The 24,484-nt window shown below is 70.6% G+C and carries 24 protein-coding genes; 7 read left to right on the top strand and 17 right to left on the bottom strand.

Annotation, left to right across the window (positions count from 1 at the left end):
- Positions 1 to 59: 59 nt before the first annotated feature.
- Complete coding sequence (locus O3W51_RS25315; protein WP_138355898.1) at positions 60 to 1,340, bottom strand: extracellular solute-binding protein; 1,281 nt, start codon at positions 1,338 to 1,340, stop codon at positions 60 to 62.
- 255 nt (positions 1,341 to 1,595) lie between these two features.
- Between O3W51_RS25315 and O3W51_RS25310 the strand changes: the two genes are divergently transcribed.
- The 3 genes from O3W51_RS25310 to O3W51_RS25300 all read left to right on the top strand — a co-directional run bounded on the left by O3W51_RS25310 (position 1,596) and on the right by O3W51_RS25300 (position 4,690).
- Entirely contained in the window at positions 1,596 to 2,528 is a 933-nt protein-coding gene (locus tag O3W51_RS25310) for an ROK family protein (protein WP_138355897.1), read from the top strand.
- Positions 2,528 to 3,682 carry an N-acetylglucosamine-6-phosphate deacetylase gene (nagA, locus tag O3W51_RS25305; protein WP_138355896.1) on the top strand — a complete coding sequence of 385 codons (1,155 nt, stop codon included), beginning with the start codon at positions 2,528 to 2,530 and terminating at the stop codon, positions 3,680 to 3,682. Before O3W51_RS25310 ends, nagA begins: the two co-directional genes overlap by 1 nt.
- Before the next feature lie 75 nt (positions 3,683 to 3,757).
- The gene (locus O3W51_RS25300) at positions 3,758 to 4,690 is read left to right on the top strand and encodes a 1-phosphofructokinase family hexose kinase (protein WP_138355895.1); all 933 of its coding nucleotides are present in this window, start codon (positions 3,758 to 3,760) and stop codon (positions 4,688 to 4,690) included.
- Here the strand turns inward: O3W51_RS25300 and O3W51_RS25295 are convergent.
- The gene (locus O3W51_RS25295; protein WP_138355894.1) at positions 4,680 to 5,630 is read right to left on the bottom strand and encodes a carbohydrate-binding protein; all 951 of its coding nucleotides are present in this window, start codon (positions 5,628 to 5,630) and stop codon (positions 4,680 to 4,682) included. The genes O3W51_RS25300 and O3W51_RS25295 overlap by 11 nt on opposite strands.
- Positions 5,631 to 5,870: 240 nt before the next feature.
- Here O3W51_RS25295 and O3W51_RS25290 point away from each other — a divergent pair, with 240 nt between their 5' ends.
- Both O3W51_RS25290 and O3W51_RS25285 read left to right on the top strand, forming a co-directional pair.
- Complete coding sequence (locus tag O3W51_RS25290; RefSeq protein WP_331284092.1) at positions 5,871 to 6,902, top strand: SAM-dependent methyltransferase; 1,032 nt, start codon at positions 5,871 to 5,873, stop codon at positions 6,900 to 6,902.
- A 45-nt stretch (positions 6,903 to 6,947) separates the two neighbouring features.
- Complete coding sequence (locus O3W51_RS25285) at positions 6,948 to 8,099, top strand: NADH-quinone oxidoreductase subunit D (protein WP_138355892.1); 1,152 nt, start codon at positions 6,948 to 6,950, stop codon at positions 8,097 to 8,099.
- 42 nt (positions 8,100 to 8,141) lie between these two features.
- Here O3W51_RS25285 and O3W51_RS25280 read toward each other — a convergent pair whose 3' ends face one another.
- From O3W51_RS25280 to O3W51_RS25265, 4 genes are all read right to left on the bottom strand, one after another.
- Positions 8,142 to 9,146, bottom strand: coding sequence for a hypothetical protein (locus tag O3W51_RS25280; RefSeq protein WP_269287397.1), 1,005 nt, complete (start codon positions 9,144 to 9,146; stop codon positions 8,142 to 8,144).
- A gap of 243 nt (positions 9,147 to 9,389) precedes the next feature.
- Positions 9,390 to 10,334, bottom strand: coding sequence for an ABC transporter substrate-binding protein (locus O3W51_RS25275; protein ID WP_138355922.1), 945 nt, complete (start codon positions 10,332 to 10,334; stop codon positions 9,390 to 9,392).
- 61 nt (positions 10,335 to 10,395) lie between these two features.
- Complete coding sequence (locus O3W51_RS25270; protein WP_138355890.1) at positions 10,396 to 11,118, bottom strand: ABC transporter permease; 723 nt, start codon at positions 11,116 to 11,118, stop codon at positions 10,396 to 10,398.
- On the bottom strand, positions 11,118 to 11,795 hold the full coding sequence (locus O3W51_RS25265; RefSeq protein WP_138355889.1) for an ABC transporter permease: 678 nt from the start codon (positions 11,793 to 11,795) through the stop codon (positions 11,118 to 11,120). The genes O3W51_RS25270 and O3W51_RS25265 overlap by 1 nt, the downstream gene beginning before the upstream one ends.
- 197 nt (positions 11,796 to 11,992) lie before the next feature.
- Between O3W51_RS25265 and O3W51_RS25260 the strand changes: the two genes are divergently transcribed.
- Positions 11,993 to 13,153: a betaine/proline/choline family ABC transporter ATP-binding protein gene (locus O3W51_RS25260; protein ID WP_269287393.1), complete on the top strand. Its 1,161-nt coding sequence runs from the start codon at positions 11,993 to 11,995 to the stop codon at positions 13,151 to 13,153.
- On the opposite strand, the gene O3W51_RS25255 is transcribed toward O3W51_RS25260, so the two are convergent.
- The 8 genes from O3W51_RS25255 to O3W51_RS25220 all read right to left on the bottom strand — a co-directional run bounded on the left by O3W51_RS25255 (position 13,122) and on the right by O3W51_RS25220 (position 18,732).
- Positions 13,122 to 13,595, bottom strand: a complete 474-nt coding sequence (locus tag O3W51_RS25255) for a rhodanese-like domain-containing protein (RefSeq protein WP_138355887.1) — start codon at positions 13,593 to 13,595, stop codon at positions 13,122 to 13,124. The two genes, O3W51_RS25260 and O3W51_RS25255, sit on opposite strands and share 32 nt — an antisense overlap.
- Positions 13,592 to 14,128, bottom strand: a complete 537-nt coding sequence (locus tag O3W51_RS25250; RefSeq protein WP_381585070.1) for a cysteine dioxygenase — start codon at positions 14,126 to 14,128, stop codon at positions 13,592 to 13,594. Before O3W51_RS25250 ends, O3W51_RS25255 begins: the two co-directional genes overlap by 4 nt.
- Before the next feature lie 306 nt (positions 14,129 to 14,434).
- Positions 14,435 to 14,914: a DUF3180 domain-containing protein gene (locus O3W51_RS25245; RefSeq protein WP_138355920.1), complete on the bottom strand. Its 480-nt coding sequence runs from the start codon at positions 14,912 to 14,914 to the stop codon at positions 14,435 to 14,437.
- A 115-nt stretch (positions 14,915 to 15,029) separates the two neighbouring features.
- Positions 15,030 to 15,620: a 2-amino-4-hydroxy-6-hydroxymethyldihydropteridine diphosphokinase gene (folK, locus tag O3W51_RS25240; RefSeq protein WP_138355886.1), complete on the bottom strand. Its 591-nt coding sequence runs from the start codon at positions 15,618 to 15,620 to the stop codon at positions 15,030 to 15,032.
- Positions 15,617 to 15,976, bottom strand: a complete 360-nt coding sequence (gene folB, locus O3W51_RS25235; protein WP_138355885.1) for a dihydroneopterin aldolase — start codon at positions 15,974 to 15,976, stop codon at positions 15,617 to 15,619. Before folB ends, folK begins: the two co-directional genes overlap by 4 nt.
- A gap of 281 nt (positions 15,977 to 16,257) precedes the next feature.
- Entirely contained in the window at positions 16,258 to 16,728 is a 471-nt protein-coding gene (locus O3W51_RS25230; protein WP_138355884.1) for a nuclear transport factor 2 family protein, read from the bottom strand.
- Positions 16,725 to 17,597 carry a dihydropteroate synthase gene (gene folP / locus O3W51_RS25225; RefSeq protein ID WP_187144924.1) on the bottom strand — a complete coding sequence of 291 codons (873 nt, stop codon included), beginning with the start codon at positions 17,595 to 17,597 and terminating at the stop codon, positions 16,725 to 16,727. The genes O3W51_RS25230 and folP overlap by 4 nt, the downstream gene beginning before the upstream one ends.
- A 28-nt stretch (positions 17,598 to 17,625) precedes the next feature.
- Positions 17,626 to 18,732 (bottom strand): alpha/beta hydrolase, encoded by a 1,107-nt coding sequence (locus O3W51_RS25220; RefSeq protein WP_138355883.1) that lies wholly within the window; start codon positions 18,730 to 18,732, stop codon positions 17,626 to 17,628.
- 165 nt (positions 18,733 to 18,897) lie between these two features.
- On the opposite strand from O3W51_RS25220, the gene O3W51_RS25215 reads away from it, so the two are divergent.
- Complete coding sequence (locus O3W51_RS25215) at positions 18,898 to 20,778, top strand: phosphatidylglycerol lysyltransferase domain-containing protein (protein WP_138355882.1); 1,881 nt, start codon at positions 18,898 to 18,900, stop codon at positions 20,776 to 20,778.
- Between the two features lie 93 nt (positions 20,779 to 20,871).
- Here the strand turns inward: O3W51_RS25215 and folE are convergent, their stop codons facing one another.
- The 3 genes from folE to hpt all read right to left on the bottom strand — a co-directional run bounded on the left by folE (position 20,872) and on the right by hpt (position 24,479).
- Entirely contained in the window at positions 20,872 to 21,477 is a 606-nt protein-coding gene (gene folE / locus O3W51_RS25210; protein WP_138355881.1) for a GTP cyclohydrolase I FolE, read from the bottom strand.
- A gap of 147 nt (positions 21,478 to 21,624) precedes the next feature.
- Positions 21,625 to 23,700 (bottom strand): ATP-dependent zinc metalloprotease FtsH, encoded by a 2,076-nt coding sequence (ftsH, locus tag O3W51_RS25205; protein ID WP_138355880.1) that lies wholly within the window; start codon positions 23,698 to 23,700, stop codon positions 21,625 to 21,627.
- A 239-nt stretch (positions 23,701 to 23,939) separates the two neighbouring features.
- Positions 23,940 to 24,479, bottom strand: coding sequence for a hypoxanthine phosphoribosyltransferase (gene hpt, locus O3W51_RS25200; RefSeq protein ID WP_138355918.1), 540 nt, complete (start codon positions 24,477 to 24,479; stop codon positions 23,940 to 23,942).
- Between the last annotated feature and the right edge of the window lie 5 nt (positions 24,480 to 24,484).

Here is a 24,484-nt window from a genome sequence, read left to right as displayed (position 1 = left end):
CACATGACCGGCGGCCACTTGTCCGGCCACAACGTGACCCGTGGCCACCCGACCCGTGACTATTTGACCTTCTCCGCGGCGTCCTGGTTCTCGGCGAACCGCTGCAGGTCGCTCAGAACCGTCTTGGGGTCGGCGTGCACGGCGCTGCCGAGGACCTTCTTCATCTGGTCGCTGACCGGTCCCCACGAGGTCTTGTCGACCGGGTAGAACTGGGCGGACGGCAGCAGGTCGATGAACTCGATGAGGTCCTTGTCCTTCGGGTCCTTGCGCATCGCCTGCATCGCCGAGTTGGTCACCGGCAGCAGCCCGTACTCGTCGAGGAACTTGATCGAGTTCTCGGGGCTGTAGGAGAACTGCAGGAACTTGCCGATCTCGCCGCGGTGGCCGTTCTGCTTGAAGGCCATCATCCAGTCGGCGACGCCGAGGGTCTCCGCCATCTGGCCGCCCTCGCCGGGGATCTGCACGGCCTTTACCTTGATGCCCTTGGCGAGGGCCTGCTTGAGCAGCGTCGGGTGGCCGTTGACCATGCCGGCCTTGCCTGCCAGGAAGGCGTCGAAGACGGTGCGGCGGTTGGTCTTGGCCGGGTCGCTGCTGCCGGTCAGGCCGGGCTGGACGAGCTTCTCCTTGAGCCACTCCATCGCTTCGACGTTCGGCTGCGAGTCGAGGGTGTAGCTGCCGACGGTGTCGGTGTACGAGCCCTGCTTGCCGAGCATCCAGATCAGCGATTCGGCCTGCGCCTCCTCGGGGCCGAGCGGCAGCCCGTACGGCATCTTGACGCCGTGCTCCTTGAGCTTCTTCGCGTCGGCCTCGATGTCGGCCCAGGTCTTGGGGGCGCTCTTGATGCCCGCGTCGTCGAACAGCGTCTGGTTGTAGAAGAACATCCGGGAGCTGGAGACGAAGGGGATGCCGTACTGGGTGCGGTTCTGCTCGCCCGCCGCGGCGAGGGAGGGGATGAAGTCGGCCTGGGTGCTGATCGGGAACAGCTCGTCGGCGCTGTACAGCTGGCTCTTGGACGCGTAGGCGGCGTAGGAGCCGATCTGGGCTATGTCCGGCGCCTTGCCGGCCTTGACCATCTCGGCGACCTTGGTGTCGACGTGGTCCCAGTCGATGACCTGGATGTCCACCTTGATGCCGGGGTTCTTGGCCTCGAAGGCGCGGCCGAGCTCGTCCCAGTACTTCTTGGAGCTGGTGGCCGCGTCGGTGCCGTAGTCGGCCGCGACCATGTGCAGGGTGACATCACCGCCGAGTGCGCTGCTGCCACCGCATCCACTGAGTGTCGTCAGAGCCAGCGCCGCTGCGATACCCGCTGCCGCCGTGCCCAGGAGTCGTCGCCGGTGCACCGTTGTCCTACCGCCTTCATCCGCTTCATGCGCCCGCCCCCGCGCGTTTCCGGGGGCGTCAAGTGCCCGAGTCTGCCCGCGCTGCCCACCCAAGGTCTACACCACGGCTGTCTCGCTTCGGCAACACCCTTGCCCAACAGCGGGGACAGAAGGGATGGAAGCCCGCAGACCAGGCGATTCGCCTGCGCCCGAAGGGTGATCTTCATGGCGTAAGTGGACTAGACCTTTCCCTGAGGAGAGGGGACACTGTCCTGCGTGAGACACGTCATCGCGCTCGATGTGGGCGGTACCGGAATGAAGGCCGCCCTGGTCGGGGAGGACGGCACGCTTCTGCATGAGGCGCGCCGTCCGACCGGACGGGACCGCGGCCCCGAGGCCGTGGTCGCCACCATCCTCGGCTTCGCCGCCGACCTGCGGGACCACGGCATCCGCGAGTACGGCGAACCCGCCGCCGCGGCCGGCGTCGCCGTGCCCGGGATCGTGGACGACACGGCCGGCATCGCCGTCTACGCCGCCAACCTCGGCTGGCGCGACGTACCGCTGCGCGCGCTGGTCTCCGAACGGCTCGGCGGCATCCCCGTCGCCCTCGGGCACGATGTGCGCACCGGCGGTCTCGCCGAGGGCCGCATCGGGGCGGGCAACGGCGCCGACCGGTTCTTCTTCCTCCCGCTGGGCACCGGCATCGCGGGCGCCATCGGCATCGACGGCCGCATCGAGGCGGGCGCGCACGGCTACGCGGGCGAGATCGGTCACATCGTCGTCCGGCCCGGCGGACCCCTGTGCGGCTGCGGGCAGCGCGGCTGCCTGGAGACGCTGGCCTCCGCCTCCGCCGTCTCCCGCGCCTGGGCGGCGGCCAGCGACGACCCGGACGCCGACGCCGCCGACTGCGCCAAGGCGGTCGAATCCGGCGACCCGCGCGCGCTGGCCGTCTGGCGCGAGGCGATCGACGCGCTCGCCGACGGCCTGGTCACCGGCCTCACTCTTCTGGACCCCCGGGTCCTCATCATCGGCGGCGGTCTGGCCGAAGCTGGGGACACACTCTTCGGCCCGCTGCGCGCGGCGGTCGAGGAGCGCATCACGTTCCAGAAGCTCCCGCTCATCGTCCCCGCCGCCCTCGGGGACACCGCCGGATGCCTGGGCGCGGGTCTGCTCGCCTGGGATCTTCTCTCCGTGGAGGTAACCGCCTGATGGCCCCCGTAACGACAACGCAGCGCACGGTACTGACCGGTGCCCGTGTGGTGCTGCCGTCCGGCGTGGTGGAGAACGGCCGGGTGACCGTCGACGGCGGCCGGATCGTGGCCGACGAGTCCGCCGAGGCCGGTACGGTCGACCTCAGCGGCTGCACGGTCGTTCCCGGTTTCGTCGACATCCACAACCACGGCGGCGGCGGGGCGTCCTTCACCTCGGGGACTCCGGAGGAGATCCTCACCGGCGTCCGCACCCACCGCGAGCACGGCACGACCACCGTCGTCGCGTCGACCGTCACCGGCGAGATGGACGTCCTGGCGCAGCGCGCGGCGCTGCTGTCCGAGCTCGTCGAGCAGGGCGATCTGGCCGGCATCCACTTCGAGGGCCCGTTCATCTCGCCGTGCCGCAAGGGCGCGCACATGGAGTCGCTGCTGCGCGACCCCGATCCGGCCGAGGTCCGCAAGCTCATCGACGCCGCCCGCGGCACCGCCAAGATGGTCACCCTCGCCACCGAACTGCCCGGTGGCCTGGACTCGGTGCGGCTGCTCGTCGAGCACGGCGTGATCGCCGCCATCGGCCACACCGACGCGACGTACGAGCAGACGATCGAGGCCATCGAGGCGGGCGCGACCGTCGCCACGCACCTGTTCAACGCCATGCCCACGCTCAACCACCGTGCCCCCGGCCCGATCGCGGCGCTGCTGGAGGACGAGCGGGTCACCGTCGAGCTGATCAACGACGGCACGCATCTGCACCCCGCCGTGCTGGAGCTCGCCTTCGGCAGCGCGGGCGCGGACCGGGTCGCGTTCATCACCGACGCGATGGACGCGGCCGGGTTCGGGGACGGGCACTACGACCTCGGCCCGATGGCCGTCGAGGTCAAGGACGGGGTGGCCCGGCTCGTCGAGAACGGCTCCATCGCCGGCTCGACCCTCACCCTGGACACCGCGTTCAAGCGCGCCGTCACCGTCGACCGGCTGTCGCTGGCCGACACCGTGCGGGCGATCTCGGCCAACCCGGCGCGGCTGTTGGGCCAGTACGACCGGATCGGCTCGCTGGAGGCCGGCAAGGACGCGGACCTGGTGGTGCTCGACGCCTCGTACGACCTGGTCGGCGTGATGCGCAAGGGCGAATGGATCGTGCGGCCCTCCTGAGGCCGCCGGGACCCCTTCGTGACGGCGGTTCGCCACCCCCTGGGCGGGCCGCCGTTCCTTTGCCATCATCGACGCGTGATCATCACCGTCACGCCGAACGCCGCACTGGACATCACGTACCGCGTTCCGCGTCTGCTCCCGCACACCACCCACCGGGTCTCCGAGCCCGTTGAACGGCCCGGCGGCAAGGGTCTCAACGTGGCCCGGGTGCTCGCCGCGCTCGGCCACGAGGCCGTCGTGACGGGCTTCGCGGGCGGGCCGACCGGGGAGGTGCTGCGCGAGCGGCTGGCCGGGCTCGGCACCGTGCGGGACGCGCTCGTGCCGATCAAGGGCACCACCCGCCGCACCATCGGCGTGGTCGACGACGCGACCGGCGACACCACGATGTTCAACGAGGCCGGTCCCACCGTCAGCGCGGCCGAGTGGGCCGCGCTCCTCACCGGCTACCGGGAGCTGCTGGCCGGGGCCTCCGCCGTCGCCCTGTGCGGCAGCCTGCCGCCCGGCCTGCCGGTGGGCTCGTACGCGGAGCTGATCCGCGAGGCCCGCACCGCGGGCGTCCCCGTCCTGCTGGACACCAGCGGCGAGCCGCTGCGCCGCGGCCTCGCCGCGCGCCCGGACCTCATCAAGCCCAACCTCGACGAGCTGACCCGGCTCACCGGCTCCACGGAGCCCGCCCACGCCGCGGAGGAGGCCCGCAGGCGCGGTGCGCGGGCCGTGGCGGCCTCACTGGGCGCCGAGGGCATCCTGGCGGTGACGGAGGACGCCACGTGGCGGGCGGTGCCGCCGGACCGGCTGTCGGGCAACCCGACGGGCGCCGGCGACTCGGCCGTCGCGGGACTGCTCTCCGGCCTCGTCGAGGGACTGGACTGGCCGGGCCGGCTGGCCCGCGCCATCGCCCTGTCCGCCGCGACCGTACTGGCGCCCGCGGCGGGCGAGTTCGACCGGACGGTCTACGAAGAGCTGCTCGGGCGCGTCGAAGTGACGGCCGTTCCGCGCGCTACTTCTTGACCTGGCCTTCCTTCATCCACACCTGGTCGAGGTTGACGCCGCACTTGTTGCCCGGCGCGCAGGTGAGGGCAAGGGTGTTGGAACCCTTCTTCAGATCCACCCACACGTAGGTGGTGGCCCACGCCTTCGTCCAGTCGGCGGTCTTCATGTAGTTGTGCATGTTCACCGGGTTGGTGCGGAGCTTGCCGTTCTCATTGAGCGTGAGACCGGCGTCCTCACCGACGTTGCCGAAGCTGATGAACAGCGTGTACGTACCGTCCTTCGGCACGTCGAAGGTGTACGCGGCACTCGCGCCGACGGCGTTCAGACCGCCCACGGACGTACCGCCCGCGGCCTTGGCGCCCGGCATCGCGTTGGTCCGCGCGGCGCCGCCGGACAGGACCAGCGTGGCGGCGTCCACGACCTTGGACGAGAACTTCTCGGGGGCACTGGCGGACTGGCTCGGCGTGACGGGGGCGCTGGAGGACGGCGGGGTGGACGGCTTGTCCTCCGCGTTGTCCTTCTTGCCGCCGCCCTGCGTCATCGCGAAGCCGATGCCGATGGCGACCGCCACGACCACCGCGATGGCGCCGATGAGCAGCCCCTTGCGGTTCGGTCCCTGCGACCCGCCGCCGCTGCCGCCGCCGTGCGGGGCGTACTGCGTCTGCTGCTGGGTGTACTGGGGCGGCTGTGCCTGCTGGGGCTGCTGCGGCGCGTAGCCCTGGTCGTGGCCCGGCTGCGGCTGGGGCTGCTGCGGCGGGTAGCCGTAACCGCCCTGCTGCGGCGGGCGGCGCTCGCCGACCCGCTGGACCTGGTTGTACGACGTGCGTGGCACGCCCGGCTGTGCCACCGTCGCGCCCTCTGGGGCCGCCCCGGAACTCTCGCCCTCGCCGCCTTCGGAGCGGTAGAGGTACGCGAACGGGTCGTCGTTCTCAGAGGCGCCGTTGTTGCCGGCCGTCATCCGCTGTTCACTCCCTAATGGCACATGCCCATCGCAGCGCGGTGCACCCATGGCTCATGATCGATTAGTCCGCGGCGCGGTCACAAGGCCTGCGCTCTCGCCTCCGCGGCGTCGCGGGCGGACATGTTTGACCCACGGAACCCTACCCGGGTCGGACGACTGCCCGCTCTGGCCTTCGACGCACCACCTGGTACTTCCGGTTCCCCTGTGACGGGACGCACGTCCTACGGTGGTCCCGTGATCGACGAGGACGGCTCCGCATGGCCCGGCTGGCGGAACGCCACAGAACGCGCCCTGTACGGGCCCGGGGGCTTCTTCGTGCGGGAACGGCCCGCCGCGCACTTCCGCACCTCCGTACACGCCTCCCCGCTCTTCGCACGGGCCGTCGCCGCACTGCTGCTGCAGGTGGACGAGGCGCTGGGCCGGCCGGACGGGCTGGCGCTCGTCGACGTCGGCGCCGGGTCCGCCGAGCTGCTGACCGGGGTCCTGGCCGCCCTGCCGGCCGAGGTGGCGGCCCGGGTCGCCCCGTACGCCGTCGAGCGGTCCGCGCCCCCCGCCGGGCTCGACGGCCGCATCGGCTGGACCGCCGCCCCGCCGCGGGGTGTGCGGGGGCTGCTGTTCGCCAACGAATGGCTCGACAACATTCCCGTCGACATCGCCGAGACCGACGAGGCGGGCGAGCCCCGCTACGTCCTGGTCCGCCCCGCCGACGGCAGGGAGCACCCCGGCGGGCCGCTGAGCGCCCAGGACGCGGAGTGGCTGCGCCGCTGGTGGCCGATCGCCGGGACGCCCGGCGCCCGCGCCGAGATCGGGCTGCCCCGCGACGCCGCCTGGGCGGCGGCCGCCGGTTCGCTGGACGCCGGGCTCGCCGTCGCCGTCGACTACGCCCACGAACGGGCCGCGCGGCCCCCGTACGGCACCCTCACCGGCTTCCGCGACGGCCGCGAGGTGCCGCCGGTGCCGGACGGCTCCTGCGACCTCACCTCGCACGTCGCGCTGGACGCCGTCGGCGGCGGGGTGCCCCTCGTCACACAGCGCGCCGCCCTGCGGGCCCTCGGCGTCTCCGGGGCCCGTCCGCCGCTCGCCCTGGCCACCACGGACCCCCGCGGCTATCTGCGCGGCCTCGCCGCCGCGGGCGAGGCCGCCGAACTCATCGACCCCGGCGGCCTCGGCGCCTTCCGCTGGCTCGCCACCCCCGTCGGCGACGCCTGCCACGGCCTGCTGCCGACGGGACCGGAGACCGGGCCGGCGACGGGGCCGGCCGGGGACTGACGCAACCGGCCGCCCGCAAGCGGGGTTGGAGGGCGGGCTGACAGAATGCCGTCCATGACGGAGACCACGATCGGCATCGGCGGCCAGGCCGAGGGCACCGACATGGTGCTGAACATCGGCCCGCAGCACCCCTCCACGCACGGAGTGCTGCGGTTGCGGATCGTGCTGGACGGCGAGCGGATCATCACAGCGGAACCCGTCGTCGGGTACATGCACCGCGGCGCGGAGAAGCTGTTCGAGGCCCGGGACTACCGCCAGATCATCATGCTGGCCAACCGTCACGACTGGCTGTCGGCGTTCTCCAACGAACTGGGCGTCGTCATGGCCGTCGAGCGGATGCTGGGCATGGAGGTCCCGGAGCGCGCGGTGTGGACCCGTACCCTCCTCGCCGAGCTGAACCGGGTGCTCAACCACCTGATGTTCCTCGGCTCGTACCCCCTGGAACTGGGCGGCATCACCGCGGTGTTCTACGCGTTCCGGGAACGCGAGGAACTGCAGAACGTCATGGAGGAGATCTCCGGCGGCCGCATGCACTACATGTTCAACCGGGTCGGCGGCCTCAAGGAGGACCTGCCGAACGGCTGGCTCGGCCGCGCCCGGCACGCCGTCGCGCAGGTCAGGTCCCGGATGGGCCGCTTCGACGACCTGGTGCTCGGCAACGAGATCTTCCGCGGCCGTACCCGCGGTGTGGGCACGCTGTCCGCCGAGGCGGTGCACGGCTTCGGCGTCAGCGGGCCGATCGCCCGGGCGTCGGGCGTGGACTTCGACCTGCGCCGCGACGAGCCGTACCTGGCGTACGCGGAGCTGCAGGACACCCTGAAGGTCGTCACCCGCACCGAGGGCGACTGCCTGGCCCGCTTCGAGGTGCTGCTCGCGCAGACCCACAACGCGCTGGACCTGGCGGACGCCTGCCTGGACCGGCTCGGCGAACTGCCGCAGGGCCCCATCAACCAGCGGCTGCCGAAGGTGCTGAAGGCGCCGGAGGGCCACACATACGCGTGGACCGAGAACCCGCTGGGGCTGAACGGCTACTACCTGGTCTCCAAGGGCGAGAAGACCCCGTACCGGCTCAAGCTGCGCTCGGCGTCGTACAACAACATCCAGGCGCTGACGGTGCTGCTGCCCGGCACCCTGATCGCGGACATGGTGGCGATCCTGGGCTCGATGTTCTTCGTCGTCGGGGACGTCGACAAGTAGGTCGGCACGTGGCCGGCGCGGGGCCGGCGACAGGACCGGCCGTCAGGACGAGTGCGCGCGCAGGCCGCTGACGTCGATCTGCTCGGTCTCGTCGTGCTCGGTGAGATCGATGACCTCGGCCGCGAGCTGCGCCTCGTGCTCCGCGTACGCCTCCTCGCCGACGACGTCCGCGAGGTCCTCCTGCGCGGCGCCGGGCTTCGGCGTGCCGAAGAAGTCGAAGCCGCCGAGCGCCCGGCTGGCGGACCCGCCGGCGCGGTGCGGCTGCGCGTAGGGCAGTACGGCGGCGGCCACGGCCGGTACGAGGCGGTGCTCGCGGATCGGCAGGCTGGCCGCGGTCCTGGGGCCCTTGGACTCCGGGCGGGTGTGCGTCGCGGCCGGCTCGGCGGCCTCGGCCGCCGCGTGCCGTCCCTGGGGTTCGTCGTCACCGTTGCCGGCGCTTTCGGCGGCCGCGGCGTCACGGCGCCTGGCCTCCTCCACGGTGCGCAGCGCCTGCTGGCGGGCGGCGTTGCGGCCGAGGTTGAGGAGTGCCTCGTCCGCCTTCTTGAACGCGGCCGGGCCGACGGGCGAGGAGGCGATGGCCAGCGGCGCCTTGGCGGCTTCCAGCGCGAGCTGGCGGCGGCCTTCGAGGGCGCGGGCCCGCTCGCTCTCGGCGGTGGCGTAGCGGCGGAGCAGATCGGCGTGTTCGGTGCGCAGCCGGCCCAGCTCGGCGCGCTTGGCGCTGAGCTTGGTGTCGAGGCGCACGCGCAGCTCGCGGGACTCGTCGAGGTCCGTTTCGAGCTCGGCTATCCGCTCGTCGGCGTGCCATTCGTCACGGGCGCGGGCGGTGGTGAGGTCGGCGACCCGGCGGCCGGCGGCCCGGTCCCACGTGCGTGCCATGACCGCACCGCCGCAGGCGGCAGCCGCGGCTGCCGCGACGACCGCGCGCAGCACCATCGGATCGGAACTGATCCAGGCGGCGGCGACGCAGGCCACCGCGGACCCGGCCAGCGTCAGCGGGGGCAGCAGCCGGTGCAGCGGGGGTGAATGGCGGTGGCGTCCTCGTGGCATGGCTCGAAACTAGCGTGCGACGGGGACGCGTGGGGCCTGGGGTCCGATTTATCGCCGTCTCCCCGGCAATGGATGGCGCGATGAATACGGAGGGCATCCGGATAGACACCATGTGTTTCCGCAATGCCCTCCGTACCCCGCCAGAACCCGGTTATGGATCTTGGCGCCGCGGGCCGGCCGACACCGGGCCGGCCGGCGGCGCCGGGCCTTCGGCAGGAGCCGTCAGCCCTTTGGCCGGAGGCGTCAGCCGGTGACCAGACCCTTCGACTTCAGATACGCGGCCGCGACATCAGCCGGCTTCTGGCGCTCCGCGTCGACCTTCTGGTTGAGGTCGGTGAGATCGGCGGTGGTGAGTGCCTTGGTGAGCTTTCCGAGGACGGTAGCGATATCGGCGGAGCCGGCGTCCTTGGCATTCACCACGGGAAGCAGGTTGTCCGCGTTCTGCAGCTTCTTGTCGTCCTCCAGGAGCACCAGGTTGAACTGGTCGAGCGTGGCGTCCGTGGTCGTGGTCAGCACCAGCTGGTCGGTGCCGTCCTTGACGGCCTGCTTGGACTGCACGGTGCCGACGCCCTTGGGGTCGATACCGGTGATGTTGATGCCGTACTTGCTCTTCAGGCCCGGCGAGCAGAAGGGCCGGTCCGGGCATTCGTCGCCGGCGGCCAGCTTGACCGGGACCTTGGCGGCACCGAGGTCGCTGAGGGTCTTCAGCTTGTGCTCGGCGGCGAAGTCCTTGTTGACGGCGAAGGCGTTCTGGTCGATGGCGGGACCGGCGTCGAGGACCTTCAGGCCCTTGGGCTCGGCGAAGGTGGTGAGCGCCTTCACCGTGGCCACCACATCGGCGGAGGCCACCGGGGCGGCCTTGGGGCCGTTCGCCTTGGTGTTGAAGTATTCGGCGAGTGTCGCCGCGTACTCGGGAACGATGTCGATCTGCCCCTTTTCCAGGGCCGGTTCATAAAGCTCGCGGTTCTTCAGCGTCTGTACCGAGGTCGGGTAACCGGCGTTCTTGAGGACCTGCGCGTAGAGCTCGGCGAGCACCGTGCTCTCGGTGAATCCGGCGGAGCCGATCACCAGCGCGCCCTTCTTCTCCCCGGACGACGGGGAGGCGGCGTCGGAGCCGGACTTCTCCAGGCTGTCGCCGCCGCAGCCGGTGACGCCGGTGAGGAGCAGTGCGGCGGCAGCGGCCACCATCGTGACGCGCAGCGTCGGGTTCATCGGTTCTCCATCCACAGTGCAAGGAAAGGCATGACGGTCAGGGTGTCGCGGGGGTCGCGGGGCTCGAGGCGGGGACGGCGCTGCCGGACCGGGGGCGGCGACGGCGCCGCATCGGGTCGAGCAACCACTGCAGCGCCATGAAGATTCCCTCGATCAGCAGGGCCAGTCCTGCCACCAGGACCGCTCCCGCCACCACCTGCGCGGTGATCTGCCGGTTGAAGCCGGCCGTGATGATCCGGCCGAGGCCGCCGCCGCCCGCCATGGCGGCGATGGTCGCGGTGGCCACCACCTGGACGGCGGCGGACCGCACACCCGTCCAGATCAGCGGAAAGGCCAGCGGCAGCTCGATGCGGAACATCAGCTGACTGCCCGTCATCCCCATGCCGCGGGCGGCCTCGACGACATCGCGGTCAGCCTCGCGCATACCGACGTAGGCGTTGGTCATCAGCGGCGGCACGGCGAACAGCACCAGCGCGATGATGGTCGGCCAGTCGGTGCCCGAGCCCATCGCGAACATCAGCAGGACGAGGATCGCGAACGTGGGCACCGCGCGGCCCACGTTGGAGATGTTCACCGCGAGCGCCCCGCCCTTGCCGAGGTGGCCGAGGACGATGGCGATCGGCAGGGCGATCAGACAGGCCAGCGCCAGGCAGACGACGGTGAAGTAGACATGCTCGCCCAGCCGGTGCCACACACCGTCCGTACCGTTCCAGTTGGCGCTGTCGTTCAGCCAGTCCCACGCGCCGGATACCGCGTTCATCAGGCCGCCTTCCTGCTCCGCGCCCACGGGGTGAGCAGCCACTGCACACCCAGCAGCAGGACGTCGGCCGCGATGGCGATGGCCACGCAGATCACCGAGGCGGTGAGCACCTGCGCCTTGAAGATGGTGTCGATCCCGGTGTAGATGAGGTTGCCGAGGCCGCCGTAGTTGATGATCGCGCCGACCGTGGTCAGCGCCACCGTCGAGACCGTGGCGATCCGCAGGCCGGCCATCAGCGCGGGCAGCGACAGCGGCAGTTCCACGGCGAACAGCAGCCGCAGCGGCCCGTACCCCATCCCGCGGGCGGCCTCTCTGACGTCCTCCGGAACGGATTCCAGGCCGGCCATGATGTTGCGCACCAGAATCGTCAGGGAGTAGAGCACCAGGCCGGTGATGACGACCGCCGGGGAGATCCCGAAGACCGGCAGCAGCAGCGAGAACATGGCCAGCGAGGGCACGGTGTACAGAACGGTGGCCAGCCCGAGCACGGGGCCCGCGAGGGGCCGCCAGCGCCGCGCGACCAAGGCCACCGGGAACGCGATGAGCAGCCCGATGGCCACCGACACCGCGGTGATCCACAGGTGCTGGACGGTGGCATCGGTCAGCTCATGACTGCGCGTACGCAGGTATTCACCGCAGATCCAGTCGTTGGATACCAGACAGTTCCGCTTCGCCATGCCCCTCACCTCCCCCGCTCCGGGCCGTACATTCGTCCGACATCAGCACTGCGGTCGTCACGTGGCCCGACCCTATCCGGCAGGTACGACAATCAGGCCGGCCCGCCATGCAGCTGCAATACTCCCGCCACAATTCCGGGCCGGAACTCGGGAAGAGTACGGTCGTGAGAACCCGGCAGTGAGGATTCCAGGCACCGATGATCCGATTCGAGAACGTCACCAAGCGGTACCCGGACGGCACGACCGCCGTCGACGACCTGTCGTTCGAGGTCGCGGAAGGGGAACTGGTCACGCTGGTGGGGCCGTCCGGCTGCGGCAAGACGACGACCATGAAGATGGTCAACCGGCTCATCGAACCGACCTCGGGCCGGATCCTGGTGGACGGCGAGGACATAGCCTCCATCGACCCCGTGAAGCTGCGCCGCCGGATCGGCTACGTCATCCAGCAGGTCGGCCTGTTCCCGCACAAGAGCGTGCTGGAGAACACCGCGACCGTGCCCGCGCTGCTCGGCTGGAAGCGCGGCCGGGCCAGGGACCGCGCCGCCGAACTCCTCGACCTCGTCGGTCTGGACCCGTCCGTCTACGGCGACCGCTACCCCGACCAGCTCTCCGGCGGTCAGCGGCAGCGCGTCGGGGTGGCGCGCGCACTGGCCGCCGACCCGCCGGTGCTGCTGATGGACGAGCCGTTCGGCGCCGTCGACCCCGTGGTGCGCGAGCGGCTCCAGTCGGAGTTCCTGAAACTGCAGGCCACCGTCCGCAAGACCGTGCTCTTCGTGACGCACGACATCGAGGAGGCGGTCCGGCTCGGCGACCGCATCGCGGTCTACGGCGAGGGCCGTATCGAGCAGTACGACACGCCCGCCACCGTGCTGGGCGCGCCCGCCACCCCGTACGTCGCCGACATCGTCGGCGCCGACCGGGGGCTCAAGCGGCTGTCGGTGACGGAGATCCAGCCCGCCGACCTGGAGCAGCCGCCGACCGTACGGCTCGACGACCCGGTGGAGACGGCCGCCGCGCGGATGCGCAAGGAGGGCTCCCGCTGGGCGGTCGTCCTGGGCGAGGGCGGCGCGCTGCACGGCTGGATCACCGTCGAGTCGCTGCTCGGCAAGGGCTCCACGGTCCGTGACCACGCCCGCCGCATGGAGGCGTGGGTGCCGATCGGCGCGACGCTCAAGCAGGCGTTCAGCGCCATGCTGCAGTACGACGCCGGGTGGATCGCCGTCGTCGACGGCGATCACTTCCTCGGCGTACTGACCCCGGCACGGCTGCACGAGGCGCTGCGCCGCTCGATCGACGCGGACGCGAACGGCGCGGACCGCGCCGACGTCACGATCGAGTCGATCGAGCGGGCCGGCTAGAAGCGTTCATGGTCCCGCCGGACGGGCTCCAGGACCCTTCCGGCGGGATCACCGGCAGTCCGGCCGCGCGCCATGCCTGGAATCCGCCGTCCAGGTCGGTGGCCCGGTGCAGACCGAGGTCCTGCAGCGAGGCCGCGGCGAGGCTGGAGGCGTAGCCCTCGTTGCAGATCACCACGACCGTCAGATCGTGCCCGGTCGCTTCCGGCAGCTTGTGGTCACCGAGCGGGTCGAGCCGCCATTCCAGTTCGTTGCGCTCCACGACGAGCGCGCCGGGGATGAGCCCGTCCCGGTCGCGCAGCGCCGCGTAGCGGATGTCGACGAGGACCGCGCCGTTCGCGGCGGCCTCGGCGGCGGCCGGTGCGTCGAGGCGCTCCAGCCGGGTCCTGACGCGCTCCAGATGGTCGTCGATGCTGCGGGCGGTACGGGCAGCGGGCTCGGTCACCAGGTCTCCGGGTGTTCCACGACGTCGAGCCGCAGGGTGCGGTCGTCGCGGAGGTAGCGGCGGATCAGCGGCAGGGGCGGGTAGTAGGCGTGCACCGAGATGGCGTGCCGCTCGGCGGAGCGGTTGACGACCTGGTGCACATGGTTGCGGCCGAAGGCGCGGCCCGTGCCGGCCGGCAGGGCGCGGGTCCGGTCCAGGCCCTCCGCCAGTTCGAGCGAGCGCCAGCCCTCGGACGGCAGCGGCACCGCCAGCGACTCCTCGGTCAGCTCGCCGCCCGCGGTCACGAAGGCGCCGTACGAGCCACCGTGGTCGTGCCAGCCGGTCTCGGTGCCGGGCGGCCAGCCCAGCAGCCACGCTTCGGCGCCGCCGGGCCCCTCCAGCCGGATCCAGGTGCGGTCCAGCGGGTCCAGCGCGAGCTGGGCGACCTTCTCCGGGTCGGAGGCGATGGAGCGGACGAAGTCGAGCAGCTCGGCCGCGGTCGGCGCGGCGGCGGGCCGCGCGGCAGCGGGAGCGGAGGCCGGTTCGGTCAGCACGGCCGTGACGGGAGACGCGACGACGGCCGCGGAAGGGGATGCGGAAACAAACGCTGGTGCGGACAACGGGACCACCCTGGAGGGAGGCGCCGGCACGGCGCCGCACCGACCGGGGAACGGACGGCGGCGGCAGGCTACGACGCGGAGGTGAGCGGGGAGGCGGGGTTCAGCGTGAACCCGGACACACGCAGCCCGCGTACCGGACGAGGTCCAGGTGCACTCGCCGGTGAAGTCGCCGTCCGATACCACTCACATCGAAGACTGAATCACGCCATCCTCAAGACGGTCAACATTTGAGCTCGCGTCTCAGATGCCGGGCACGGTGTCCTCGGGGTCCTCGGGGAGCTTGCAGACCCGCTCCAGGAAGATCGCGGCGGCGACCACCGCGAGGCCCGCCAGCACCGCGAAGCCCGCGTAGACCGCCTGGTCCCGGCGCGGCGGGACGTCGAACTGGTACATCAGCAGGAAGGCGCCGGCGCCGCCGTACATCCCGGCGACCAGCGAGGCGACCAGCGCACTCGCCTGGCCGAAGACCACCGCGCGCGCCGCCAGCAGCGGGTCGACGCCCTTGGCGCCGGGGACGCGGTCGCGCTGGGCGCGCAGCCGGGTCCGCAGCGACAGGGCGGTCGCGGTGAGCACCACCGCGATCAGCGCGAGCACGATGGGCGCGGCCAGCGGGACGCTCGGCAGGGTGCCGAGCGAGTCCCACAGCTTGGCGCCGGCCCAGGACAGCACCCCCGCCACCGCGAACAGCCCCAGCAGCGTTCTGATGCGCAGCGCCTTCACCGAGTGTTCGCCCCTCACATGGTTCATCTGCTGGTTGTGGTCCTGCTGGTCCTGCTGGTCCTGCTGGTGGTGCGGTCGGTGCCGGTGGCACCCGCCGTGCCCGACCGCTTAACGCTTATTCGGGCAGCCTGAGTTCCACGTCACCGCGGGCCTCCACGCCTGCGTTGCCGACCGCTGCGAGCAACTCTGCCACCTCGCCGTGGCCGGGGAGCTCCGCCGACGGGTCCACATCGTGCCAGGGCGCGAGAACGAAGGCCCGCTGGTGCGCTCGCGGGTGCGGCAGCGTCAGGTCGGGATCCTCCGAGACGATGCCCTGATAGGCAACGATGTCGACGTCGATGGTGCGCGGGCCCCAGCGCTCGCTGCGCACCCGCAGGAACGCCTCCTCGATCGCCTGGCCGCGTTCCAGCAGGGAGGACGGCGGCAGGGTGGTCTTCACCAGCACCACCGCGTTGAAGTAGTTGGCCTGGCTGCCGGGCTCGACGCCCCACGGCTCGGTCTCGTAGACCGGCGAGATCGCCTTGACGCGCACACCCGGGGTGTCCTCCAGGGCGTCGATGGCGCCCTGCAGGGTCTCCAGCCGGTTGCCCAGGTTGCTGCCCAGCGCGATCACGGCCCGCTGGGGGTTGTGCAGCGTCGTGTCGGCGGCGTCGACCTGCGCCACCACGGACGGGTGGACAGGCTGCACGGTGGGGTCGGAACTCACGGGCGCCTCCGGGTGATGGTGATGGTCACGTCGTCGAACGGAACGGTGATCGGGGCGTCCGGCTTGTGCACGGTGACCTCGACCTCCTGGACCGCCTCGTGCTTGAGGCACTGGTCGGCGATGCGCTGGGCGAGGGTCTCGATCAGGTCGACCGGCTCGCCCTTGACGACATCCACGACCTCTTCGGCCACCACGCCGTAGTGGACGGTCTTGGTCAGGTCGTCCCCGGCCGCGGCAGGAGCCGTGTCCAGGCCGAGCACCAGGTCCACGACGAAGGTCTGGCCCTCCTCGCGCTCCCTGGGAAACACGCCGTGGTTACCGCGGGCCTTGAGGCCGCGCAGCGTGACACGATCCACGAGATCACTCCTGCTGATGGTTCGGACGGACGGACAGGGTCCCGCCATGTGTACGGGCCCGCCCGGAATCGAATCTACCCGCGACTACCGACAGCACGTGCCGACGGGTTGTCCGGGGCCGGTCCGGCGCAGGTCAGAGCGGGCGGACTCCAGCCCTTTACCCACCAGCCGGTCGGCTACCCGTCCGCCGGCGGATTCTTGGCGCGAACGGGTGACAAGGTCGCCAACACGGCCGGATCCCGGGCCGGGTGGGTGAACGCGGGGTGGTCGGACGGTGAGGTTCAGGCGCCGGGGCCGGCGGTGTCCTCATCGTCGTCGTCACCGTCGGCGAGCACCGGGGACCCGTGGTGCACCCACAGCCGCCAGCCCTCCGGTGTGCGCCGGAACACATTGGTGGCGACCACGAGGGCGCCGACCAGAGTGCCCGCCGAGCCGTCCTCCTCGGCCGGTCCCCCGGTCAGGATGTTCTCGGTACAGGTGACCAGGGCCGTGTCGCCGTCGACCGCGACCTCGACATCGGTCAGGAAGAACTGGATGTACTCGGTGCTCGCCATGATCAGCGCGTAGGAGCGCATCACCTCGCCGCGCCCGCGCAGCACCGGCCATCCCGGGTGCACCACGGAGACCGTCTCGGCCAGCGGCCCGGTCAGCACGATCTCCTCCAGCGCGTCCAGGTCCGAGGTCTCGACCGCGTCGTAGAACGCCTGGTTCGCCTCCTCGACCTTCGCGGCCTCCGCCGTACGAGGCGTCACGCGGCACCCGCCGTGCCGGCCGCGCCTTCGATGGCCCGCGACACCCGGACCGCGTCCGCGCTCGCGTGCACCTCGTGCACCCGCACCGCCCAGGCGCCCTCGCGGGCGGCGATCGCCGAGACCGCGGCGGTCGCCGCGTCGCGTTCCCTGGCCGGCGGCGGATCCCCGGCCGATCCGGCCAGCACCCGCCCCAGGAACCGCTTACGGGACGCGGCCACCAGCAGCGGGCGGCCCAGTTCACGCAGCTTGCCGAGGTGCGCCATCAGCGCCAGGTCGTGCTCGGCGTTCTTCGCGAAGCCCAGGCCCGGGTCGAGGATGATCCGGCCCGGGTCGATACCGCCGGCGACCGCCCGCTCGCAGCCCTCGCGCAGCTCGGCGACGACCTCGTCGACCACGTCGCCGTAGACCGCCCGGTTGTTCATGTCGATGCTCTGCCCGCGCCAGTGCATGACGACGAACGGCACCCCCGCGTCGGCGACCACCGGGATCATCGCGGGGTCGGCGCCGCCGCCGCTCACGTCGTTGACCAGCCGCGCACCGGCCGCGACCGCCTGCCCGGCGACGGCCGCCCGCATCGTGTCCACGCTGACCAGCACTCCGGCGGCGGCCAGCTCCCGCACCACCGGGATCACCCGGCGCAGCTCCTCGGCCTCCGAGACCCGCGCCGCTCCGGGCCGGGTGGACTCCCCGCCGACGTCCACGATGTCCGCGCCGGACGCCACGAGGTCCATGCCGTGCTTGACGGCCAGCTCCGGGTCGAACCACTGGCCGCCGTCGGAGAAGGAGTCCGGCGTGACGTTCACCACGCCCATGACCGCGCAGCGGTCCCACTCAGGAAGGCCGTCCACGAAGCCCCGCAGCGTATTCATACGCCAAGCGTAGGCGCTGGCCGGTCGACTACTGGTCGCTGAGCCGGCCGCTCAACCACTCCAGGGCGGGCGGGATCTCCCGGCCCCAGGTGTTGAAGTTGTGGCCGCCGCTCTCCAGGATGATCGACGACATGTGCGTCGGCGCCTTCGCGGCGCCGATCAGCTTCAGCGTCTCCTTGTAGTTCGGCTCGCCCTTCTTGCTGCTGGTCACCAGGAGGTTCACCGGCGGGTGCGGCAGGTTCTTCAGCCGCCACGCCAGGTTGTTCTGGAGTTCGAGCTTCCTGTCGCCGCCGAACAGGTCGCCGGTCGTGCGGTCGCGCGGCGCCTTGTAGTCGGCGGACAGGCCGACCGCGGTCGAGTACGCCTCGGGGTGCCGCATCGTGAGCTTCAGGGCGCAGTAGCCGCCGGTGGAGTCGCCCATGATTCCCCAGTTCCGGGCGTTGGTGCCGACCCGGAAGTGACCGGACACGGCGGCGCGCAGGTCCTTGGTGAAGAAGGTCTCCGTCTGGGGGCCGCCGGGGATGTCCATGCACTCGGTGTCCCGCGGCGGGGCCACCGTCGGCCGCATCATGATCAGTATGGTCGGCTTGGCCTTGCCGTCCAGCACCTGCTGGTGGGCGATCGACGGGTACTTCATCTTCTTGAAGAGCGCCTCGGCGGTGCCCGGGTAGCCGGTGAGGATCACGGACGCCGGGAACCTGCGCTTGGCGTCCTGGAAGTACTCGGGGGGCAGATAGACATACGCCGGGGTGGTGATGTCGGACGCCCCGCCCTGGAACACCACCTTCTGGATCTGGCCGCCGACCTTCGGCACCGAACCCCCGGGCACGTTGACGTACTTGTGGCCGACCACCTGCAGTTGGTTCGCGGCTCCCGAGTGGTTGACGACGACGCCCGGCTCGGACTCCTGTCCGAACAGGTCGGCCCAGGAGGCGTAGAAGCCGAACGAGTAGTTGGCGGCCAGCCCGAGCGCCGCGATCATCGACAACTGGGTGAAGAGCATCATCCCGACCCGCCCCAGCACCACCGGGAGACTCCGCTTGGACAGCCGCGGCCAGAGCCATACGGTGGCCACGAACAGCACTACCGCGGCTATGACCGCCAGCAGTAGAACCTTCTTACTGGTGAGACCCATGTCGAGTGACGTACTTTCCTGTCTGCGGCCCGGTTCCGGCTCCTTCTGACGGAACCTAAGGGCCTTCCTTCGCGTCCTAGAGGGCGCAAATTGTTCATTACGAGAGCTGTTTGCGGAACATATCCCGCAATGTTGGGGCTTGGTGACCCATGTCTGTACAGGTAGATGGAGAACTCGGCTTCCGGGTTCCCTGGGCAGGTGCCCGTGTCTACTGATCGCGCAAACGCCGGCACGCGGCGTCCGCGGTTCCTCCGCTCCTCCTCCGTCCCCTCGGTCGTCGGTACCGCCGGGGCCGTAGTGGGGCTGCTCGACGTCGTCTCCGGCGTGTTCCCCGGTTTCCGCAACGGCCGGATGCACCACATGGCGATGGTCTTCCCCGGCACCATGAGTTCGCTCGCGGCGGCCGGGTCGGTCGTCACCGGCATCCTGCTGCTGATGCTGGCTCATGGCCTCAAACGCGGGAAGGTGCGCGCCTGGTGGGCAGCGGTGCTGCTGCTGCCGACCGGTGCCGCGACCCAGTTGGTGTACCGGCACTCGGGCGTCGGCGCGATCGTCTCGCTGGGACTGCTCGCGCTCCTGATCGTCCACCGGGCGCAGTTCAACGCGCTGTCGGACCCGCGCACCCGCTGGCGGGCCGCGGCCAACTTCGTGCTGCTCAGCGTCGTCGCGCTCGCGCTGGGGCTGCTGATCGTCAGCGCCCACCCCCGCGTCGAGATGGGCGATCCCAGCCTGATCGAGCGACTGCAGCACGTGCTGTACGGGCTTTTCGGTTTCGAGGGCCCGGTGAGCTATACGAGTGACCGGGCCTCGGACGTCGTGGCCTACTCGCTCGGCGGGCTCGGCTTCCTGATCGCCGGCACCACCGCGTATCTGATCCTGCGTCCGGCACGGCCGGTCGCCGAGCTCAGCGGTGCCGACGAGGACCAGCTGCGCGAGCTGCTGGCCAAGCACGGCGCCCGCGACTCCCTCGGCCACTTCGCACTGCGCCGCGACAAGAGCGTGGTGTTCTCACCGAGCGGCAAGGCCGCCGTCTGCTACCGGGTGGTGTCCGGGGTGATGCTCGCCAGCGGCGACCCCATCGGGGACGTCGAGGCCTGGCCGGGCGCCATCGAGCGCTTCATGGAACTGGCCCGGGCGCACGCCTGGATCCCGGCGGTCATGGGCTGCAGCGAGACCGGCGGCGAGGTCTGGACCCGCGAGACGGGCCTGGACGCGCTGGAGCTGGGCGACGAGGCGATCGTGCGCACCAGCGCCTTCACCATGCAGGGCCGCGCGATGCGCAACGTCCGGCAGATGGTGAAGCGCATCGAACGATCCGGCTACGTCTGCAAGGTGCGCCGGGTCCGCGAGCTGTCGGACGCCGAGCGCGAGCAGGTCCGGCTGGCCGCCGACGCCTGGCGCGGCACGGACACCGAGCGCGGCTTCTCCATGGCGCTCGGCCGGTTCGGCGATGTCGAGGACGGCGACTGCGTGGTCGTCACCGCCCACAAGGAGCGGGAGGACGGCGTGGAGTCGCCGCTGGGCGACCTGCGGGCCGTGCTGCACTTCGTCCCCTGGGGCAAGGACGGCATGTCGCTGGAGCTCATGCGGCGCGACCGCAGCGCCGACCCGGGGCTCAACGAGCTGCTGATCGTCGAGGCGCTGCAGCACGCACCGGAGCTGGGCGTCGAGAACGTCTCGCTCAACTTCGCGATGTTCCGCTCGGCGCTCGCCCGCGGTGAGCGGATCGGGGCGGGTCCGGTGCTGCGCGGCTGGCGGGGACTGCTGGTCTTCCTGTCACGCTGGTTCCAGATCGAGTCGCTGTACAAGTTCAACGCGAAGTTCCAGCCGGAGTGGGTGCCGCGGTTCCTGGTGTTCCGCAACTCCCGGGACCTCCCCCGGATCGGCTTCGCCGCCATGCAGGCGGAGGGCTTCGTCACTCTGTCGCTGCCGCTGCCGGACGCGCTCCAGCGGTTCCTGCCGGGTCGGGCCAAGCGGGCCGCGCACAGCGCGCCCGGCTATGCCAACAGCTCGGAGCCGGAGCGGGTGGTCAAGATCGTCGCCTGATCGCTCCGTGACCACTGGTCACCACGGAAACCGGCCGGCCCCCTGTCATCAGGGGGCCGGCCGGTTTCGTCGTGCCCAGCGCGGCAGCCGGTCTCAGCGGCCGATGATCAGGCTCATCGCCTCGGAGCGGGTCGCCGAGTCCCGCAGCTGGCCGCGCACCGCCGAGGTGATGGTCTTCGCACCCTGCTTGCGCACCCCGCGCATCGTCATGCACATGTGCTCGCACTCGATGACGACGATCACGCCGCGCGGCTCCAGGATGCGCATCAGCGAGTCGGCGATCTGGGTGGTGAGCCGCTCCTGGACCTGCGGGCGGCGGGCGAACACATCGACCAGCCGGGCGAGCTTCGACAGCCCGGTGATCTTCCCGCTGGCGGCCGGGATGTAGCCGACGTGCGCGACCCCGACGAACGGCACCAGGTGGTGCTCGCAGCTGGACATCACCTCGATGTCCTTCACCAGCACCATCTCGTCGTGCCCGAGGTCGAACGTCGTGGTCAGGACGTCCTCCGGCTCCTGCCAGAGGCCGGCGAATATCTCCTTGTAGGCGCGGGCCACCCGGCTCGGTGTCTCCCGCAGGCCCTCCCGGTCCGGGTCCTCGCCGACCGCGATGAGGAGCTCGCGCACAGCGGCCTCGGCGCGCTTCTCGTCGAACTCACCGATGGCCCCCTCGCCATCCAGCGTCACCGGGTCGGTCATCTGTGCCTCGTTCCTCGTGCGGACCTGCAGAACCTGATGTGCGGGCAAAAGCGGAAGGCCGCGCCCCCAAGGCTAAAACCTTGGGGACGCGGCCTGCATTCCGGGATCACCTTCGCCGGCCGGCTGACGCCGACCGGTTTCCGGTGGTCAGCTGTCGGTACCGCTGCCCGAGTCCTCGGGAAGCTCCACCGTCTCGGTGGCCTTCTCGATGGCCGGGGTGGCGGTGCTGCTGCCGTTGGCGGACTGGCTGCCGTTGGTGAGCGCCAGCTCCTTCGGCGAGAGCACCGGCGGGCGGGTCGACGGCGTACGCCGCGAGGACCCGGTCCACGCCGGACGCGGCGGGCGCCTGACGATGGCCTTGAAGATCTCGGCGATCTCCTCCTTGTTCAGCGTCTCCCTCTCCAGGAGCGCCAGAACGAGGTTGTCGAGAACGTCGCGGTTCTCGACCAGGATCTCCCACGCCTCGTTGTGCGCGGTCTCGATGAGCTTCTTGACCTCTTCGTCGACCAGCCCGGCGACCTCTTCCGAGTAGTCGCGCTGGTGACCCATGTCACGGCCCAGGAACGGCTCCGCGTTGTCCGAGCCGAACTTGATCGCGCCGAGCCGCTCGGTCATCCCGTACTGGGTGACCATCGCGCGCGCCGTCGCGGTCGCCTTCTCGATGTCGTTCGAGGCGCCGGTGGTCGGGTCGTGGAAGACCAGTTCCTCCGCCGCCCGGCCGCCCATCATGTAGGCGAGCTGGTCGAGCATCTCGTTGCGCGTCGTCGAGTACTTGTCCTCGTCCGGCAGGACCATCGTGTAACCGAGGGCCCGGCCGCGGGAGAGGATCGTGATCTTGTGCACCGGGTCGCTGTTCGGAGAAGCCGCCGCGACCAGGGCGTGTCCGCCCTCGTGGTACGCGGTGATCTTCTTCTCCTTCTCGGACATGATCCGGGTCCGCTTCTGCGGTCCGGCCACGACCCGGTCGATCGCCTCGTCGAGGGTCTCGTTGTCGAGCAGCTTGCGATCCCCGCGGGCCGTCAGGAGCGCGGCCTCGTTGAGCACGTTCGCCAGGTCCGCGCCGGTGAAACCGGGGGTGCGGCGAGCGACGGCCCGGAGGTCGACGTTCGGAGCGACCGGCTTGCCCTTGGCGTGGACGTTGAGGATCTCCAGCCGGCCCATGAGGTCGGGGCGGTCCACGGCGATCTGCCGGTCGAAGCGGCCCGGGCGCAGCAGCGCCGGGTCCAGGATGTCCGGCCGGTTCGTGGCGGCGATCAGGATGACGCCGCCCTTCACGTCGAAGCCGTCCATCTCGACGAGCAGCTGGTTGAGCGTCTGCTCGCGCTCGTCGTGACCGCCGCCCATACCGGCACCGCGGTGCCGGCCGACGGCGTCGATCTCGTCGACGAAGACGATCGCCGGAGCGTTCGCCTTGGCCTGCTCGAACAGGTCACGGACACGCGAGGCGCCGACACCCACGAACATCTCGACGAAGTCGGAGCCCGAGATCGAGTAGAACGGCACGCCCGCCTCACCCGCGACAGCACGGGCCAGCAGGGTCTTACCGGTACCGGGCGGCCCGTAGAGCAGCACGCCCTTGGGGATCTTGGCGCCGACGGCCTGGAACTTCGCCGGCTCCTGCAGGAACTCCTTGATCTCGTGGAGTTCCTCGACCGCCTCGTCCGCCCCGGCCACATCCGCGAACGTGGTCTTGGGGGTGTCCTTGGTGATCAGCTTGGCCTTGGACTTCCCGAACTGCATGACGCGGGATCCGCCGCCCTGCATCTGGTTCATCAGGAAGAGGAAGACCACCACGATCAGCACGAACGGCAGCAGTGACAGCAGAATGCTGACGAACGCGTTCTGCTTGGACGGCGAGACGGTGTAACCGTCGGGCAGCGTGCCGCCCGCGTCCGCCGTGCCGTCGACCTTCTTCTGGAGATCAGCCGCGATGGCGGTGCTCTGGTCGGCGCTGACGTAGCTCGCCTTGAGCTTGGTGCCCAGGTCCTTACCGCCGACCTTGGCACCGTCGACGAGCTCGACCTTGATCATCTGCTCGTCGCCGGTGGTGATCTCCGCCGACTTGAGAATGTTGTCCTTGCTGTGGATCGCTTGCACGACCTGGCCGGTGTCCACCGTCTTGTAGCCGCCGGAGGAGCCGACGACCTGCATGAGGACGACCACGGCGATGACAGCCAGCACGATCCACATGACTGGCCCACGGAAATAGCGCTTGACGTCCATCCATGCGGGGCGCGGACGCCCCGTCCCTCCTGCCACAGTGAGGCAGCGCGGCTCGATGGCCGCGCGCACATCCGGTGTATGACCCGACCTTCGGACGGTACCTCAGCATTGTCCACCGAGGCGGCCGCCAACCGTTAACAATCCCGGCTTCCCCTGCTCCAACGGCGGGAAACGGTGCGGGGTTCCCCGTTGTCGGCACGGGCTGCGCCGAACGGGGACATCTTCGGACGAATCGGGCGTCAGCCGCCGTATACGTGCGGGGCGAGTGTTCCGACAAATGGGAGATTGCGGTACTTCTCGTTGAAATCGAGTCCGTAACCGACGACGAATTCATTGGGAATGTCGAAGCCGGTGTACTTCACATCGATCTCGACCTTGGCCGCCTCCGGCTTGCGCAGCAGCGTGCAGACCTCCAGGGAGGCCGGGCCGCGCGAGCCGAGGTTGCTGATCAGCCAGGACAGCGTCAGACCGGAGTCGATGATGTCCTCGACGATCAGCACGTCGCGGCCGGCGATGTCGGTGTCGAGGTCCTTGAGGATGCGGACGACGCCCGAGGACTTCGTGCCGGCGCCGTAGGAGGACACCGCCATCCAGTCCATCGTCACGTTGGTGGACAGCGCGCGTGCCAGGTCCGCCATGACCATCACCGCGCCCTTGAGCACGCCGACGATCAGCAGGTCCTTCCCGGCGTAGTCCTTGTCGATCTTCGCGGCAAGCTCGATCAGCTTGGCGTCGATCTCTTCCTTGGTGATGAGCACCTTTTCGAGATCGGTGCCCATGTCGT

The organism is Streptomyces sp. H39-C1 (assembly GCF_027158125.1).
GTDB classification, from domain to species: domain Bacteria; phylum Actinomycetota; class Actinomycetes; order Streptomycetales; family Streptomycetaceae; genus Actinacidiphila; species Actinacidiphila fildesensis.
The sequence above is the reverse complement of the archived record's forward strand: the minus strand, read 5'-3'. Positions and strand labels throughout refer to the sequence as shown.